Annotated in this window: 10 protein-coding genes; 7 read left to right on the top strand and 3 right to left on the bottom strand. The window is 72.1% G+C overall.

What is annotated here, in order from left to right:
• Position 1 precedes the first annotated feature (1 nt).
• From ABZ272_RS03590 to ABZ272_RS03575, 4 genes are all read left to right on the top strand, one after another.
• Entirely contained in the window at positions 2-1,540 is a 1,539-nt protein-coding gene (locus ABZ272_RS03590) for a SpoIIE family protein phosphatase (RefSeq protein ID WP_355048330.1), read from the top strand.
• A 177-nt stretch (positions 1,541-1,717) separates the two neighbouring features.
• A complete protein-coding gene (locus tag ABZ272_RS03585) occupies positions 1,718-2,254 on the top strand; it encodes a PadR family transcriptional regulator (protein WP_355048329.1) in 537 nt (178 codons plus the stop codon).
• Positions 2,251-2,952, top strand: coding sequence for an ABC transporter ATP-binding protein (locus tag ABZ272_RS03580; RefSeq protein WP_355048328.1), 702 nt, complete (start codon positions 2,251-2,253; stop codon positions 2,950-2,952). The genes ABZ272_RS03585 and ABZ272_RS03580 overlap by 4 nt, the downstream gene beginning before the upstream one ends.
• Positions 2,949-4,475 carry an ABC transporter permease gene (locus tag ABZ272_RS03575; protein WP_355048327.1) on the top strand — a complete coding sequence of 509 codons (1,527 nt, stop codon included), beginning with the start codon at positions 2,949-2,951 and terminating at the stop codon, positions 4,473-4,475. The genes ABZ272_RS03580 and ABZ272_RS03575 overlap by 4 nt, the downstream gene beginning before the upstream one ends.
• A gap of 54 nt (positions 4,476-4,529) precedes the next feature.
• Here ABZ272_RS03575 and ABZ272_RS03570 read toward each other — a convergent pair whose 3' ends face one another.
• Positions 4,530-6,626 (bottom strand): S9 family peptidase, encoded by a 2,097-nt coding sequence (locus tag ABZ272_RS03570; protein ID WP_355048326.1) that lies wholly within the window; start codon positions 6,624-6,626, stop codon positions 4,530-4,532.
• A gap of 96 nt (positions 6,627-6,722) precedes the next feature.
• Here ABZ272_RS03570 and ABZ272_RS03565 point away from each other — a divergent pair, with 96 nt between their 5' ends.
• The gene (locus ABZ272_RS03565) at positions 6,723-8,081 is read left to right on the top strand and encodes an FAD-binding oxidoreductase (RefSeq protein WP_355048325.1); all 1,359 of its coding nucleotides are present in this window, start codon (positions 6,723-6,725) and stop codon (positions 8,079-8,081) included.
• A gap of 65 nt (positions 8,082-8,146) precedes the next feature.
• Here the strand turns inward: ABZ272_RS03565 and ABZ272_RS03560 are convergent, their stop codons facing one another.
• Positions 8,147-10,216, bottom strand: a complete 2,070-nt coding sequence (locus tag ABZ272_RS03560; RefSeq protein WP_355048324.1) for a SpoIIE family protein phosphatase — start codon at positions 10,214-10,216, stop codon at positions 8,147-8,149.
• Positions 10,217-10,467: 251 nt separating this feature from the next.
• Between ABZ272_RS03560 and ABZ272_RS03555 the strand changes: the two genes are divergently transcribed.
• Complete coding sequence (locus tag ABZ272_RS03555; RefSeq protein ID WP_355048323.1) at positions 10,468-14,835, top strand: HAMP domain-containing protein; 4,368 nt, start codon at positions 10,468-10,470, stop codon at positions 14,833-14,835.
• The gene (locus tag ABZ272_RS03550) at positions 14,832-15,386 is read left to right on the top strand and encodes a response regulator (protein ID WP_355048322.1); all 555 of its coding nucleotides are present in this window, start codon (positions 14,832-14,834) and stop codon (positions 15,384-15,386) included. The genes ABZ272_RS03555 and ABZ272_RS03550 overlap by 4 nt, the downstream gene beginning before the upstream one ends.
• Here the strand turns inward: ABZ272_RS03550 and ABZ272_RS03545 are convergent.
• Complete coding sequence (locus tag ABZ272_RS03545) at positions 15,378-15,875, bottom strand: helix-turn-helix domain-containing protein (RefSeq protein ID WP_355048321.1); 498 nt, start codon at positions 15,873-15,875, stop codon at positions 15,378-15,380. The two genes, ABZ272_RS03550 and ABZ272_RS03545, sit on opposite strands and share 9 nt — an antisense overlap.
• Positions 15,876-15,879: the final 4 nt, after the last annotated feature.

The following is a 15,879-nucleotide window of genomic DNA, read 5'->3' as shown; positions in this document are numbered from 1 at the left end:
GGTGGACGCCGGGCCGACGACCGTCCTGGTGGTCGATGACAGCCGTACCAAGCGTTACCTGCTGGTCAGCTGGCTCACCCGGGCCGGGTACACCGTGCTCGAAGCGGAGAACGGCGCCGACGCGCTGGCCCGGGTCGAGACGGACCGGATCGACCTCGTGGTGCTCGACGTCCGGTTGCCCGACCTGAGCGGCTACGAGGTGTGCGAGCGGATCAAGGCGGCCCACCCGGCGATGCCGGTGATCCACGTCTCCGCGCACGCCGTGGACGTGGCCGACCGCGCCCAGGGGCTCACCCGGGGGGCGGACGCGTACCTGGCCGAGCCGATCGAGCCGGAGGAGCTGATCGCAACCTCCCGGGCGGTCCTGCGCTACTACCAGGCCCGGCAGCGTGCCGAACTGCTCGCCGAGCGACTGCTCGGCCTCGCCGACACCACCGTCGCGGTGCACGCCGCGTCGACCTTCGCACGGCTGCTCGAGGTCGCCGCGGAGGGGGCCGCACAGATCTTCAAGAGCCCCGCCGCAGTGATCGCCGAGACGTTCGACGGTGACTGCATCGCCGGTGTCTGCGCCGGCCCCGGCGCCGAAGCCGCCGTCGTGCCGTGGGTCGTCGACGACACCGGAGTGCCCACCGGTGCCACCGTGCGGGTGGAGCCTCCGGAGAACTGGGAGCTGATTACCTGGCCCGCGGACGACACGGTGACCGTGGCCGCGGCCCGGCTGCGGGAGGACCGCGCGCCGCTCTACGTGGTCGTACCCACCGCCACCCAGACCGCCCGGACGCCGGTGCTCGTGCAGCTCGCCCAGGCCGTCGCGGCGGCCGTCGAGGCCCAGCGCTCCTTCGACGAGGAGCACCGGATCGCCGTCACCCTCCAGCGCAGTCTGCTCCCGCGCAACCTGCCCACGGTCGCCGGACTGGACTTCGCGGTGCGCTACGAGCCGGCCAGCGCGCAGACCGAGGTGGGCGGCGACTTCTACGAGCTGGTGATGCTCGACGGGCACCTCCTGCTGGCCATCGGGGACGTGGCCGGCCACTCGCTGCACGCGGCCACCGTGATGGCCGAGCTACGGCACGCGGTGCGGGCGTACGCCGTCGAGGGGCACCAGCCCGGCGAGATCCTGCACCGGGTCAACGAGCTGATGCGTACCCTGCTGCCGAACGAACTGGCCACGCTCTGCGTCCTGCTGCTGCACCCACCGAGCGGCCACGTCCGGCTGGCCAGCGCCGGTCATCTGCCGCCGCTGCTGCACCGCGACGGCAAGGTCGAGTTCGTGCAGCACTCGGCGCCCCTGCTCGGCGTCCGCGCGCCCCGACCGGCCGACCTGGAGTTCGTCCTGCCGACCGGCGCCACGCTGGTGTTCTACACCGACGGGCTGATCGAGCGCCGGGACGCCACCATCGACGAAGGGCTGGCCGCGCTGGCCGCGGTGTCGGCCACGGTGGACGACAACCTGGACGACTTCTGCGCCCGCCTCCTGGTCGAACTCGCCCCCGACAAGATCCAGGACGACGTAGCCGTAGTAGTCCTCCGCCGCCGCTAAACCCCCCACCCCCCACCCCCCACCCCCCAGGGCCCTCCGGCCCCCTCTCTGCGCTCCGGTGATCAAGAGGTTTGCGTCAAATTTCGCCCTGTCGATGACGCAAACCTCTTGATCACGCGGGGTGGGGGGTGGGGTGGGTGTTGACCGGGGGTATTCGCTGGGTGAATAGTGGGACGGGTGTCTACGCCGCATGTTTTGCTCGGGCTGCTCGCCGGGGGGAGTCGGCACGGGTATGAGCTCAAGCGTGCTCATGACCAGCGGCTGCCGCGGGCTCGGCCGTTGGCGTTCGGGCAGGTCTACGCGACCCTCGGTCGCCTCGAACGGGACGGGCTCGTGGCCACCGCTGGTCAGGACCGCGCCTCCGGGCCGGACCGCACGGCGTACGAGCTGACCGACGAGGGTCGCTCCACCCTGGACCGCTGGCTGTCCATGGTGGAGGAACCGATGCCGTACGTGGCCAGCACGCTCTTCGCCAAGGTCGTCGTGGCGCTGCTGGTCGCCGACGTCGACCGGGCACGGTCGTACCTGGTCGCCCAGCGTGCCGCGCACACCGCGCGGCTGCGGGAGCTGACGGCGGTCAAGACCGACCCGGCCGCCACCCTCAACGACGTGGTCGCGGCCGACTTCGCGATCGCCCATCTCGACGCCGACCTGCGCTGGCTGCACACCACGCTGGGCCGGGTCGCCGACTGGCACCGGGAGGTGCACGCGTGACGCAACTCCAGGCTCGCGGCGTGGTTCGGGCGTACGGCCCGACGCCCGCCCTGCGCGGTGTGACGCTCGACGTGGCCGAGGGCGAGATCGTCGCGGTCACCGGGCCGAGTGGCTGCGGCAAGTCGACCCTGCTGCACTGCCTGGCCGGGATCCTGCGGCCCGACGCGGGCGAGGTCACCTGGCGCGGCCACCGGCTCGACACCTGGTCGGAGGCTGCCCGGTCCCGGCTACGGCGTACCGAGTTCGGGGTGCTGTTCCAGTTCGGGCAGTTGGTAGCCGAGCTGACGGCGGCCGAGAACGTGGCGCTGCCCCTGCTCCTCGCCGGCACGGGGCGGCGAGAGGCGCGGACGGCCGCCCTCACCTGGCTGGACCGGTTCGGGGTGGCCGACCTGGCCGACCTGCGTCCCGGCGAGATGTCCGGCGGTCAGCAGCAGCGGTGTGCGACGGCGCGCGCTCTGGTCACCGAGCCGCGGGTGCTCTTCGCCGACGAGCCGACCGGCGCGCTCGACACGCTCACCGGCGAGCAGGTGCTCACCCAACTGGTCCGGCTCGCCCGTGAGCAACGCACCTCCGTCGTGCTGGTCACCCACGAGCCGCGGATCGCCGCGTACGCCGATCGGGAGATCGTGCTGCGCGACGGCCTGGTGGACCACACCGGCCTGGGGCTCGACGTGCCGTTGGCGGGCGGCGCACGGTGAGGCCCGCGACGCTGGTACGGCTCGCGCTGGCCGGCAACCGCACCGACACGGCACGCGTGGTGCTGACCGCGCTCAGCGCGCTGCTGGCGGCGCTGGCCGGGCTGGCGGCGCTCACCGTGCTCGCGATTCAGAAACCGGCCGGCGACGCCTGGGCGCAGTCCGAGCAGTATCGCAACGCGCTGCTGCGTGAGCCGGGACTGCGCGGCGGGACCGCGTTCGCGCTGGTGATGCTGGCCGTCCCGGTGCTGGCACTTGCCGGTCAGTGTGCCCGGCTCGGCGCGCCGGCCCGGGACCGGCGACTCGCCGCGCTCCGGCTGGCCGGCGCGACCCCCGGTCAGGTCACCCGCCTCGCGGTGCTGGAGACCGGCCTGGCCAGCCTGCTCGGCACCCTCGCCGGGCTGGGCGTCTACCTGCTCGGCCGCGAGCTGCTGCACCGGCCCGACGACCAGGGCCGGCTGGCGCTGCCCACCGACGTGCTGCCGTCGACCGGCGCGCTGGTCGCGGTGGTGCTGGGACTGCCGGTGATCGCGGCGCTGGCCACCGCCCTCATGCTGCGTACCGTCACGACGAGTCCGCTCGGGGTCAGTCGCAAGGCCGCCCGTGAGCGGGGTCCACGTCCCTGGGCCGGCCTGCTGATCGGCCTGGGCCTGGGGTCCTTCGTCGCCGTACGCCCAGTGCTCTACCGGGTCGACGGGAACAGCGTGCTGCTGGGCTGGCTGGTGCCGCTGTTGTTCCTGGCAGCCGGGCTCACCGCGATGATCGGAGTGGTCGTCGGCACCGGCTGGATCTCGTACACCTGCGGGCGTCTGCTGCGCCGGCATGCCCGTGGCGCGGCGGGGCTGCTCGCGGCCGGTCGGCTGATGGCCGATCCGTGGGCCGGCAGTCGGACCTTCGCCGCCCTGCTGGCCGCCGTGATCTTCGGTGCCGGCGCGGCGGTCCAGCGCGCCTACTTCGTCGCCCAGGACGCGCTGGATCGTGAGCAGAACCGCCTCGCCGGGGTGGACGATGGCGGCGCCAACCCGTTCTACCTGTCGACCATGGACCTGGTCGACGCCGCGGTGGCCGTCGCGGTGCTGGTCGCGGCGGGCGGTCTGATCGTCGCGCTGGTCGAGGGAATCGTCGCCCGCCGACGCGCCTACGCCGCGCTGGTCGCCACCGGCGTGCCCCGTGCCACGCTCAGCGGATCGGTGGCCTGGCAGGCGCTCACCCCCGCGGTGCCGGCGATCCTGCTGGCGCTCACCGTCGGAGCGCTGCTCGGCCGGGGACTCTTCCCCAGCACCACCACGAGCGCATCGTCGACGACGGTGTGCGACGCCACGGCAGAACTCTGCAACGACCCGGCCACCCGCGACCAGTACACCCACCTCGTGCAGACCGCTGCGCAGGAGCGGACTGTCGCCGTACCGCTGGAGCACCTGGCCTGGCTCGGCGCCGGCGCCCTGGCGGCGGTGCTGGTGACGGTCGGTGTCGGCCTGCTCTTCCTGCGGGTGAGCACGGCGGTGGACGAGTTGCGGACGGCCTGATCGCGCGATCTTCCGGAGGTGGTGGCGTGCGGCCACCACCTCCGGGATCAGGCGTCAGGCGCGGCCCAGGCGGTCCAGGATCCAGGCGTTGATGAACGCCTCCTCGCGCCAGGCGTCGTAACGACCGCTCGGGCCGCCGTGTCCGGCACCCATCTCGGTCTTGAGCAGGTAGTCGCCCTGCGGTGCGGTCGCCCGCAGCCGCGCGATCCACTTCGCCGGCTCGGAGTAGAGCACCCGGGTGTCGTTGAGGCTGGTCACCGCGAGGATCGCCGGGTAGTCGACCGCCGTGACGTTCTCGTACGGCGTGTACGACTTCATGTACGCGTACACCTCGGGGTCTTCGAGGGGGTTGCCCCACTCCTCCCACTCCGTGACCGTCAGCGGCAGCGACGGGTCGAGGATCGAGGTGAGCGCGTCCACGAACGGCACCTGCGCCACGATCCCCGTGAAGGCGTCCGGAGCGAGGTTGGCGACCGCGCCCATCAGCAGGCCGCCGGCCGACGCGCCCCGGGCCACCAGCCGGTCGCTGGCCGTCCAACCGGCCTTGACCAGGTGCCGGGCGCAGGCCACGAAGTCGGTGAAGGTGTTCTTCTTGGCCAGCATCTTGCCCTGGTCGTACCAGCGCCGGCCGAGCTCGCCGCCGCCCCGCGTGTGCGCCACGGCGAAGACCACGCCCCGGTCCAGCAGGGACAGTCGGGCCACCGAGAACCACGGGTCCATGCTGGCCTCGTACGAGCCGTAGCCGTACAGCTCGCAGGGCGCCGAGCCGTCCCGGGGCGTGCCGACCCGGCAGACCAGCGAGATCGGTACCCGGGTGCCGTCGTCGGCGAGCGCCCAGTCGCGGTGCTGCTCGTACTCGGCCGGGTCGTACGGTCGGCCGTCCGGACCGGGCAGCACCGGCTTCTGCTTGCGCAGCACCATCTGCCGGGTGACCAGGTCGTAGTCGTAGACCGAGTCGGGCGTGACGAGCGAGGAGTAGCGCAGGCGGACCTGTCCGGTGCGGTACTCCGGGTTGGCGTCCAGCCCCACGCTGTAGAGCGGCTCGGGGAAGTCGATGTCGTACGAGTCGTCGCTGCCGATCGGCAGCACCCGCAGGCCGGTGAGGCCGTCGGTGCGCAGCGACACCACCAGGTGGTTCGCGAACGCGTCGACCGCCTCCAGGCGGGTGCCCGGGGTGTGCTCGATCAGCGGCACCCAGTCGCCCGGGGTGTCCGCCGAGGTGAACGCCAGCGCGAAGTCCTCCGCGCCGTCGTTGTGCAGGATCAGGAAGCGGTGGCCGTGGTGCTCCACCGCGTACTCGACGCCCTGCCGGCGTGGCGCGATCACGGCCGGCGCGCCGGTGGGGTTGCCGGCCGGGATCACCAGCACCTCGCTGGTGACCTTGCTGTGGATGTCGATGAGGATGAACTTCTCCGAGCGGGTCAGCTCGACGCCCACCCAGAACCGCTCGTCGTCCTCCTGGTGCACCACCACGTCGTCGGACGCGGCGGAGCCGATGGTGTGCCGCCAGACCCGGTTGGGCCGCCAGGCATCGTCGACCGTCACGTAGAACAGCGCCGACGCGTCGGCCGACCAGGCGGTGCCGTAGAACGTGTCGGGCACCTCGTCGGGCAGCAGCTCGCCGGTGTTCAGGTCCTTCACGCGCAGGGTGAAGCGTTCGTCGCCGGAGAAGTCCGTCGAGTACGCCAGCCAGCGCCCGTCCGGGCTGACGTCGAACGCGCCCAGCGAGAAGAAGTCGTGCCCCTCGGCCAGCAGGTTGCCGTCGAGCAGCACCTCCTCGCCGTCGAGCGGGGCGCCGTCCGCGCTGACCGGCGGCTCGGACTCGCCGTCGCGGACCGCGCGCCGGCAGTGCACCCCGTACTGCTGGCCCTCGATCGTGCGGGTGTAGTACCAGTACCCGCCCTTGCGGGTGGGCACCGACAGGTCCGTCTCGCGGGTGCGCTGCCGGGTCTCCTCGAACAGCTCCGCACGCAGGGCGGCCAGGTGCGCGGTGCGCTCCTCGGTGTACGCGTTCTCGGCGGTCAGGTAGGCGATCGTCTCCGGGTCGTCCTTGGCGGCGAGCCAGGCGTACTCGTCGACGACGGTGTCGCCGTGGTGGGTGCGCTCGGTGGGCACCCGCTTCGCCGCGGGCGGGGCAGTCTCGGTGGTCACGGCGGCCACGTTACCGGCCGACTCACCCTCCGTGCCGGACCAGCGGCATCCCGAACATCCCCACCCGGTCTTTCGAACACATGTACGATGGCCGGCATGGCGGCAGCAGCGAGTTCCCTCGGCCGGTCCGGAGCCCTCGAGATCACCCGGCGATTGACCGCGATCTGCGGTCCGCCGTTCGCCCGACTCGCCGGCCCGGCCGACGAGGTGGCCGGGCGGCCCGCTCGCTGGGTGGCGGTGCCCGGCGGTCCGCACGCCGCGGCCGAGGTGCTGCGGCTGGCCGCCGCCCACGATCTCGCGGTGGTTCCCCGGGGCGCCGGCACGAAGATCGACTGGGGTGCCACCCCGACGCAGGTCGACATCCTGCTCGACACGGGTCGGCTGGCCGGCATCGGCCACGAGCCGGTCGGCGCGTCGGTGGTCGAGGTGGGCGCGGGCACTCCGGTGCGGGCGGTACAGGCCACTCTGGAACGCACCGGGCAGCGGCTCGCGATGGACACCCCCTCGCCCGGCGCGACCCTCGGCGGGGTGCTCGCCGCCGGGGAGGCCGGTCCGCTGCGGCACCGCCACGGCAGCCCGTGCGACCAGCTCGTCGGCGTCCGCTATCTGGCCGCCGACGGTGAGCTGGTCAGCGCCGGCGGCGGCGCCCCGGGGCTCGACCTGGCCCGGCTGCTGTGTGGTTCGCAGGGCGCGCTCGGCGTGCTGGTCTCGGCGAGCCTGCGGGTGCAGCCGGTGCCCGCCAGCCGGCTGTGGGTCTCCCGGCCGGTGTGGACCCCGCTGGAGGTCCACGAGCTGATCCGGTCGATCCTCGCCGCCCGCCTCGATCCGGCGGCCATCGAGCTGGACCTGCCCGGTGGCCTGCCCCGGCCACGCAGCGTGTACCCGCCGGGCCATCCGTCCGCCACCGCCCGTGAGCGCCACCCGTCGATGTCCGGCCGGTCCGGGGCCCCGTCCCGGGCGGGCAGCCTCGTCGTGCTGCTCGAAGGCGGCCCGGCCGAGGTGAACGAGCGCGCCGAACGCCTGGTCGGCCTGCTGCACGGCGAGGCGACCGTGACCCACTCGGCACCGCCGTGGTGGCGTCGTTACCCCTTCGCGCCCGGCGACACGGCACTACGGCTGGAGGTGCCGATCAGCGATCTGCACGCCGCCGTGTACGCGCTGCGCGACGCGGCCGGCGCTCCCGTGCCGGTGCGGGGCTCGGCCGGCCTGGGCGTGGTGCACGCGGCCCTGCCCGGCGCGGTGCCACCCGACCGGGTGGCGTCCATCCTGGCCGCCGTCCGCGGGGTGCTGCTGGCCCGGCAGGGCCGCTGCGTGGTCGTCTCCGCCCCGGCCGCCGTTCGACAGGCCGTCGACCTGTGGGGCGAGCTGGCCGGCCTGGTCCAGCTCCGCGCCGCGAAAGAGCACCTCGACCCGGAGCGACGCCTCGCCCCCGGCCGCCTCCCCGGCGACCTGTGAGGCCGCCCCGGTGCGGCCGTCGAGCCCACGCGTGGCGCTACGCCGGCCCGCTGAGCCTGCGCCGGTCAGACCGCGTCGTTGCGGAGCACCAGGACGGCGATGTCGTCCCGGGGCGGCTCGACCGAAAAGTTGATGGCGGCGGCGCGCAGGCGCGCGGCGACCACGTCGGCGGAGTAGCCGGCCAGCGGCGCGGCCGCGTCGCGCAGCCGGTCGGTGCCGAACAGCTCCCGACCGTGCCGCCGCTCGGTGACCCCGTCGGTATAGAAGATCAGCGAGTCGCCGGGGGTGAGCGTGATCTCCGTCGTCGGTGAGGTGATGGTGTCGAGCAGACCCAGCGCCGTGCCCCCGGCACCGACGAACCGGGCGCCACCCGCGCCGGCCAGCAGCACCGGCCGGTCGTGCCCGGCCAGGTGCAGCGACACGTCGAGGTGGTCGCCGTCGCCCGGCCCGACCGCGGCCAGGGCCAACGTGCAGTACCGGCCGCCGCCCCGCTCGACGAGCGTCTCGTTGAGCCGGGCCAGCGCCTCCGGCAACGGCTTGCCGTCACCCACCAGCACCCGGATGACGTCCCGGACGAGCCCGGTGACCGCCGCCGCCTGGACGCCCTTGCCCGACACGTCGCCGATCACCACGAGCCAGCGCCCGTCGGGCAGCGGCACCACGTCGTAGAAGTCGCCACCCACCTCGGCGTCGTCGCCGGTGGGCACGTACTCGGCGGCGAAGCCGATGCCCTCCACGACCGGCAGCACGGGTGGCAGCAGGGACTTCTGGAGCGTCTGCGCCACCCGTCGGCGCTCGGCGTGGATCCGGGCGTTCTCGATCGCCAGCGCGGCCCGCCGGGCCACGTCCTCCAGGACGGCCACCTCGTCCGGGTCGTGCCGGTGCCGCTGGTGCCGGCCCACCGCGAGAGTGCCGAGTCGCTGGCCGCGGGCGATCAGCGGGACCGCGAAGCCCTCCATCGGGCCGCCGAGCGGGATCTGCGCCGCACTCCGGGACGCCTCCCGCAGCCGGGCCTGGATGGAATCCGGGCCGGTCTCCGCCAGCACCCGGTGCAGTTGTGGCAGCACCGACTCGTCGGCGTGGCTGGTCGCGGCCAGCCGCAGCCGGCCCCACTCGTCGGTGGTGTGCACTGCGCACCACTGGCCGAGGCGGGGCACCACCAACTGCGGAATCAACGCCATGGTCAGCTCGACGTCCAGCGACTGGGCCAGCAGCTCGCTCGCCTCGGCGAGGAACGTCAGCCACGCCTGCCGGCGGACGTCAGCCCGGCGCAGCCGGTCGTTCTCCAGGTGCAGCGACAGCCGCTCCGCGGTGAGCACCGCCAACGGGCGGGCGTACGCCGATGGCGCGGCGTCCAGCTCCAACTCCCCGGCGTACGGGCGGTGCACGGTCAGCGGCACCCGGAGCAACTCGCTGTCGGGGCGGGGCTGCCGGCCGAAGCGTGCCAACAACTGTCGGCCCTGCCCGTCGCCCCGGTCCAGGCGGACGGCCCCACCGGCCGCGCCGACCATCTCGGCGACCCGGCTGAGCAGGCTGGCGGCGAAGTCGGGCAGCGGGTCGTCCGCGTACATGTCGGGGGCGGTCTGCATGAGTTCGCTCATCGCGCCCGCGCTCGGCGCCGAGCCGTCGCCGGCCCCGGGGCCGCCGGCCATCGACGTGCCGCCGGCGCTGGCGCCGGCGGCCGGCTCGGTGCCGGGCCGGTCCAGGCGGAACCAGACGCCCTTGCCGGTCGGCAGGTACGTGGTGCCCCAGCGGCTGGCAAAGTGGTCGACGAGTAGCAGTCCGCGACCTCGCTCGGAGACCTCGTCGATCTCCGCCGTGTCGTTGCGGACGCCGACGGTCAGCTCGTCGTTGCCCGAGCTGGGAGCGAAGTCGGAGACGGTCACGGAGAGCCCGACACCGTCCGCCACGACCTCGATGTCCAGTTCGGTGCCGGCGTGCTCGACGGCGTTGGTGGTCAGCTCGGTGGTGAGCAGCAGCGCCTCGTTGACCAGATCGTCGAGGTGCGCCTCGGCGAGGACGGAGCGGACGACCGCGCGGGCGGCGGCGGGCGTACGACGGTCGGCGGGCAGACGCACACGCCGGACGGCCCCGTTCCGGGCCCCGGCCGTCGCGGGCCCCGCCTCGGCTGACACCCCCGTATCCTCTACCGTTCCCCGGCCAGGTGCCAAGCCGATCCGTGATCGGTGGGGGCAGCGCGGCGTCACCCATGTGACGAGCGCCACTCGGCGACTTCTGTGTCCGGTTGGGTACCGCCGCGAGGATCCCGGGGGCCGCCGCGTTCGATCGGCGGGTCGCGCACCCTGGCACTACGGCCGACGCGGGCACAATATGGGGTGCCGGTGTGTCTGTACGGGCACGGACCCCCCCAGGTGAGCGAGGCATCATGACCACGGCGAAGCAGTCGTACGCGGATCCGTCCGCGCCCGACCAGGACGCGCTCCTCGATGAGCTGACCGAGGCGCTGCGACGGGTTCGTCGCGGTGATCTGAAGGTCCGGCTGCCCCGTCGCGCCGGCAAGGCGGGTGAGGTGGCGGACGCCTTCAACGAGGTGGTCTCGGTCCAGGAGCGTCAGTACCTGGACCTGCGGCGGATCAGCCGGATCGTCGGTCGGGACGGTCGGCTCACCGAGCGGCTCGATGACGAGGGGCTGGACGGCTCCTGGGCGGAGGGGCAGCGGGCGATCAACTCGCTGATCGACGACCTGGGCCGGCCGACGACCGAGATCGCCCGCGTCATCGTGGCGGTCGCCGACGGCGACCTGTCCCAGCACATGGCGTTGGAGATCGACGGTCGGCCGCTGCGCGGTGAGTACCTGCGGATCGGGCGCACCGTGAACACGATGGTCGACCAGCTCTCGTCGTTCTCCAACGAGGTGACCCGGGTGGCCCGTGAGGTGGGCACCGAGGGCAAGCTGGGCGGCCAGGCCGACGTACGGGGTGTCGCCGGCACGTGGAAGGACCTCACCGACTCGGTGAACACCATGGCGTCCAACCTGACGGGCCAGGTGCGGTCGATCTCGCAGGTGGCGACGGCGGTGGCCAAGGGCGACCTGTCGCAGAAGATCACGGTCAGTGCGCGCGGTGAGGTGGCCGAGCTGGCCGCCACCATGAACTACCTCACGGACACGCTGCGGCTCTTCGCCGAGCAGGTGACCCGGGTGGCCCGCGAGGTGGGCACCGAGGGCAAGTTGGGCGGGCAGGCCGAGGTGCCGAACGTGGCGGGCACCTGGAAGGACCTGACCGACAGCGTCAACTCGATGGCGTCGAACCTGACCGCCCAGGTCCGCAACATCGCGCAGGTCTCCACGGCAGTGGCGCGGGGTGACCTGTCGCAGAAGATCACCGTGGCGGCGCAGGGCGAGATCCTGGAGCTGAAGGACACCGTCAACACGATGGTGGACCAGCTGTCGTCGTTCGCCGACGAGGTCACGCGGGTGGCCCGTGAGGTGGGCATCGAGGGCAAGTTGGGCGGTCAGGCGCAGGTGCGCGGCGTCTCCGGCACGTGGCGTGACCTCACCGAGAACGTCAACCAGTTGGCCGGCAACCTGACCAGCCAGGTCCGCAACATCTCCCAGGTCTCCACGGCGGTGGCGAAGGGCGACCTGTCGCAGAAGATCACTGTCGACGCGCAGGGCGAGATCCTGGAGTTGAAGAACACCGTCAACACGATGGTCGACCAGCTCTCGTCGTTCGCGGACGAGGTGACCCGGGTGGCCCGTGAGGTGGGTACCGAGGGCAACCTGGGCGGTCAGGCGCAGGTCAAGGGCGTCTCCGGTACGTGGCGGGACCTGACGGACAACGTGAACTCGATGGCGTCGAACTTGACCAGCCAGGTCCGCAACATCGCCTCGGTGACCACGGCCGTGGCGAAGGGCGACCTGAGCCAGAAGATCACGGTGGACGCGCGGGGCGAGATCCTGGAGCTGAAGTCGACGGTCAACACGATGGTGGACCAGCTCTCGTCGTTCGCCGACGAGGTGACCCGGGTGGCCCGCGAGGTGGGCACCGAGGGCAAGCTCGGCGGGCAGGCCCAGGTGCGTGGGGTCGCCGGAACCTGGCGCGACCTGACCGACAATGTGAACTCGATGGCGTCGAACCTGACGGCCCAGGTCCGCAACATCGCCCAGGTCTCGACGGCGGTGGCGAAGGGCGACCTGTCGCAGAAGATCACCGTCGACGCGCGGGGCGAGATCCTGGAGCTGAAGTCGACGGTCAACACGATGGTGGACCAGCTCTCGTCGTTCGCCGACGAGGTGACCCGGGTGGCCCGCGAGGTGGGCACCGAGGGCAAGCTCGGCGGTCAGGCGCAGGTCAAGGGCGTGTCCGGCACCTGGCGGGACCTGACGGACAACGTGAACTCGATGGCGTCGAACCTGACCAGCCAGGTCCGCAACATCGCCTCGGTGACCACGGCCGTGGCGAAGGGCGACCTGAGCCAGAAGATCACCGTGGACGCCCAGGGCGAGATCCTGGAGCTGAAGTCGACCGTCAACACGATGGTGGACCAGCTCTCGTCGTTCGCCGACGAGGTCACGCGGGTGGCCCGCGAGGTCGGCATCGAGGGCAAGTTGGGTGGTCAGGCGCAGGTCAAGGGCGTGTCCGGCACCTGGCGCGACCTCACCGAGAACGTCAACCAGCTCGCCTCGACGTTGACCACCCAGCTACGGGCCATCGCCCAGGTGTCCACGTCGGTGACCCGGGGCGACTTGACCCAGCGGATCGCCGTCAAGGCGCAGGGCGAGGTCGCCGAGCTGAAGGACAACATCAACCAGATGATCGTCACCCTCCGGGAGACGACCAAGAAGAACGCCGAGCAGGGTTGGCTGGACTCCAACCTGGCCCGCATCGGAGGCCTGTTGCAGGGCCAACGCGACCTCGGCGAGGTCTGCCGCATGATCATGACCGAGGTGACGCCGCTGGTCGACGCGCAGCTCGGCGCGTTCTTCCTGGCCGACGACACCGACGGCAGCATGCGGCTGCGGTTGACCTCGTCGTACGGCTATGTGGCGCGGGGGCACGACGTGACCTTCGGGCCGGGTGAGGGGCTGGTCGGGCAGACCGCCCTCTCGCGTCGGACGATCCGGGTCAGCGCCCCACCGAACAGCCGCCTCACGCTGCGCTCCGGTCTGGCCGAGACACCCCCGACCGACCTGGTGGTGCTCCCCGTGCTGTTCGAGGGGGAGTTGCTCGGGGTGATCGAGTTCGCCAGCGTGTCCGCCTTCTCCGAGCTGCACCTGTCGTTCCTGGAGCGGTTGGTGCTCACCATCGGCATCGCGGTCAACACCATCCAGGCCAACCGGCGTACGGAGGAGCTGCTGGCCCAGTCGCAGCGGCTGGCGCACGAGATGCAGGAGCAGTCGGCGGAGTTGCAGCGCACCAACGCCGAGCTGGAGGAGAAGGCCACCCTGCTCTCCGAGCAGAAGGGCAACATCGAGACCAAGAACCGGGAGATCGAGCTGGCCCGCCTCGGTCTGGAGGAGAAGGCGCAGCAGCTCACCCGGGCGTCGGCGTACAAGTCGGAGTTCCTGGCCAACATGAGCCACGAGCTGCGTACGCCGCTGAACTCGTTGCTGCTGCTGGCCCGCCTGCTCGCGGAGAACTCGGAGCAGAACCTCAGCCCGAAGCAGATCGAGTTCGCCCGGACGATCCACGGCTCCGGCTCCGACCTCCTGCGGCTGATCGACGACATCCTCGACCTGTCCAAGATCGAGGCGGGCCGGATGGACGTCGAGCCGACCGAGATCCGCTTCACCGAGCTGCGCGGCTTCGTCGAGCAGGCGTTCGCGCCGCAGGCCGAGGAGAAGAATCTCGACTTCCAGGTACGCGTCAGCAAGGATCTGCCGCCGGCGCTGGTGACCGACGCGCAGCGGTTGCAGCAGATCCTGCGCAACCTGCTCTCCAACGCGGTGAAGTTCACCGACAACGGCGCGGTGACGTTGCGGATCGCCCCGGCCGCGCCGAACGCGGTGTTCGACGTGCCGGCGCTGACGAACGCCCAGCAGGTGATCGCGTTCACCGTGATCGACACCGGGATCGGCATCTCCGACGACAAGCTGTCGATCATCTTCGAGGCGTTCCAGCAGGCGGACGGCACGACCAGCCGCCGCTACGGCGGCACCGGTCTGGGTCTGTCGATCAGCCGGGACCTGGCGCGACTGATCGGCGGCACGATCACCGTCTCGTCGGCGCCCGGGCAGGGCTCGACGTTCACGTTGTTCGTACCCCAGGTCCTCGCTCCGGACGCGGTCGTCGCGCCGCAGCCGCCGTCGCCACAGCGCGCCGGCCTCCCGTCGTCGCTGCTCATGCCGCCGCTGGAGCTGTTGCCGGAGCGGCCGGAGGCGCCGGCCACCCGGCAGTTGGACGGGGCCACGGTGCTGATCGTGGACGACGACGTGCGCAACGTCTTCGCTCTGACCAGCGCGTTGGAGCTGCACGGCATGACCGTGCTGTACTCGGACAACGGGGCGGACGGCGTCCGCCTGCTGGCCGAGCATCCGGAGGTGGACATCGTGCTGATGGACGCCATGATGCCCGACCAGGACGGGTACGAGACGACCCGTCAGATCCGGCGTAACCACCGGTTCGCCGATCTCCCCGTCGTCTTCCTGACCGCGAAGGCGATGCCGGGCGACCGCGAGTCGGCGCTCGCGGCCGGAGGAAGCGACTACATCACCAAGCCGGTCGACCTCGACGACCTGATCGAGCTGATGTCGTCCTGGATCAGCGGCAGCCGCACCGAGGAGACTTCGTGACCCAGATGGCCAAGGCGCTGCTCGTGGACGACCGCCGGGAGAACCTGATGGCCCTGGAGGCGATCCTCCAGGGCCTGCCGGTCCAGTCGGTGGCCGTGGAGAGTGGCGAGGCGGCGCTCAAGCAGTTGCTGGTGGACGACTTCGCGGTGATCCTGTTGGACGCGCAGATGCCGGACATGGACGGCTTCGAGACGGCCAGTCACATCAAGCGCCGGGAGCGCACCCGGCACGTGCCGATCATCTTCCTCACCGCCGCCGACCGGGACGCCCAGCTCGCTCTGCGGGGCTACCAGGTGGGCGCCGTGGACTACCTGACCAAGCCGTTCGACCCGTGGGTGCTGCGGGCCAAGGTGTCGGTCTTCGTCGAGCTGTGGGTGAAGACCCGGCAGTTGGCCGCCCAGTCGGACCTGGTGCGGGAGCGTGACGCGCAGTGGCGGCGACTCACCGACGCGGTGGACGAGGCCACCACCCTGCTGCGCTCCGACGACTCCGAGGCGCGGGACCGTGCGGTGGAGCTGCTGGAGCAGGCCCGCTGGGGCAGCTCAGCCTGACTCGCCGGGGCGCAGGTGGCCGGTCTGGGCTCGGCGGACGCGCCAGCGTTCGCCCAGTGAGTCGATCTCTCCCTGGACGAAGATGAAGAAGTCGCGCATCTCGGCCACCCGTTCGCCGGCCGGCGTCTCCGCGCCGAGGGCCCCGACGCCGCCCTCGGCCACGTCGATGAACGTCTTGTAGATCGCGGTCTTCGTGATGGTCCCCTCGTACCAGGGGTTCTCCGGCATCCGGTAACGGTCGCGGCGGGAGCGGGGGACCGGCTCGCGGATCAGCATGCCGAACTGGGTGAGGTACCGGACCGCGCCGCTGACCGCCGCCGCGCTGACTCCGAGCCGTTCGCCGATCTCGGCGGCCGTCAGCGGATCGTCCGCGCTCATCACGGTGAACAGCACCCGGGCGGCCATCCGCGGGAAGCCGACCTCGGCGAACGTGAGGGCCATCCGTTCGACGAAGAGGTGCACCGGGTCGTGGCCGTCGGCCGCTGCCATCTCT

This window comes from Micromonospora sp. NPDC005979, assembly GCF_040614415.1.
GTDB lineage: Bacteria > Actinomycetota > Actinomycetes > Mycobacteriales > Micromonosporaceae > Micromonospora.
The sequence above is the reverse complement of the archived record's forward strand: the minus strand, read 5'-3'. Positions and strand labels throughout refer to the sequence as shown.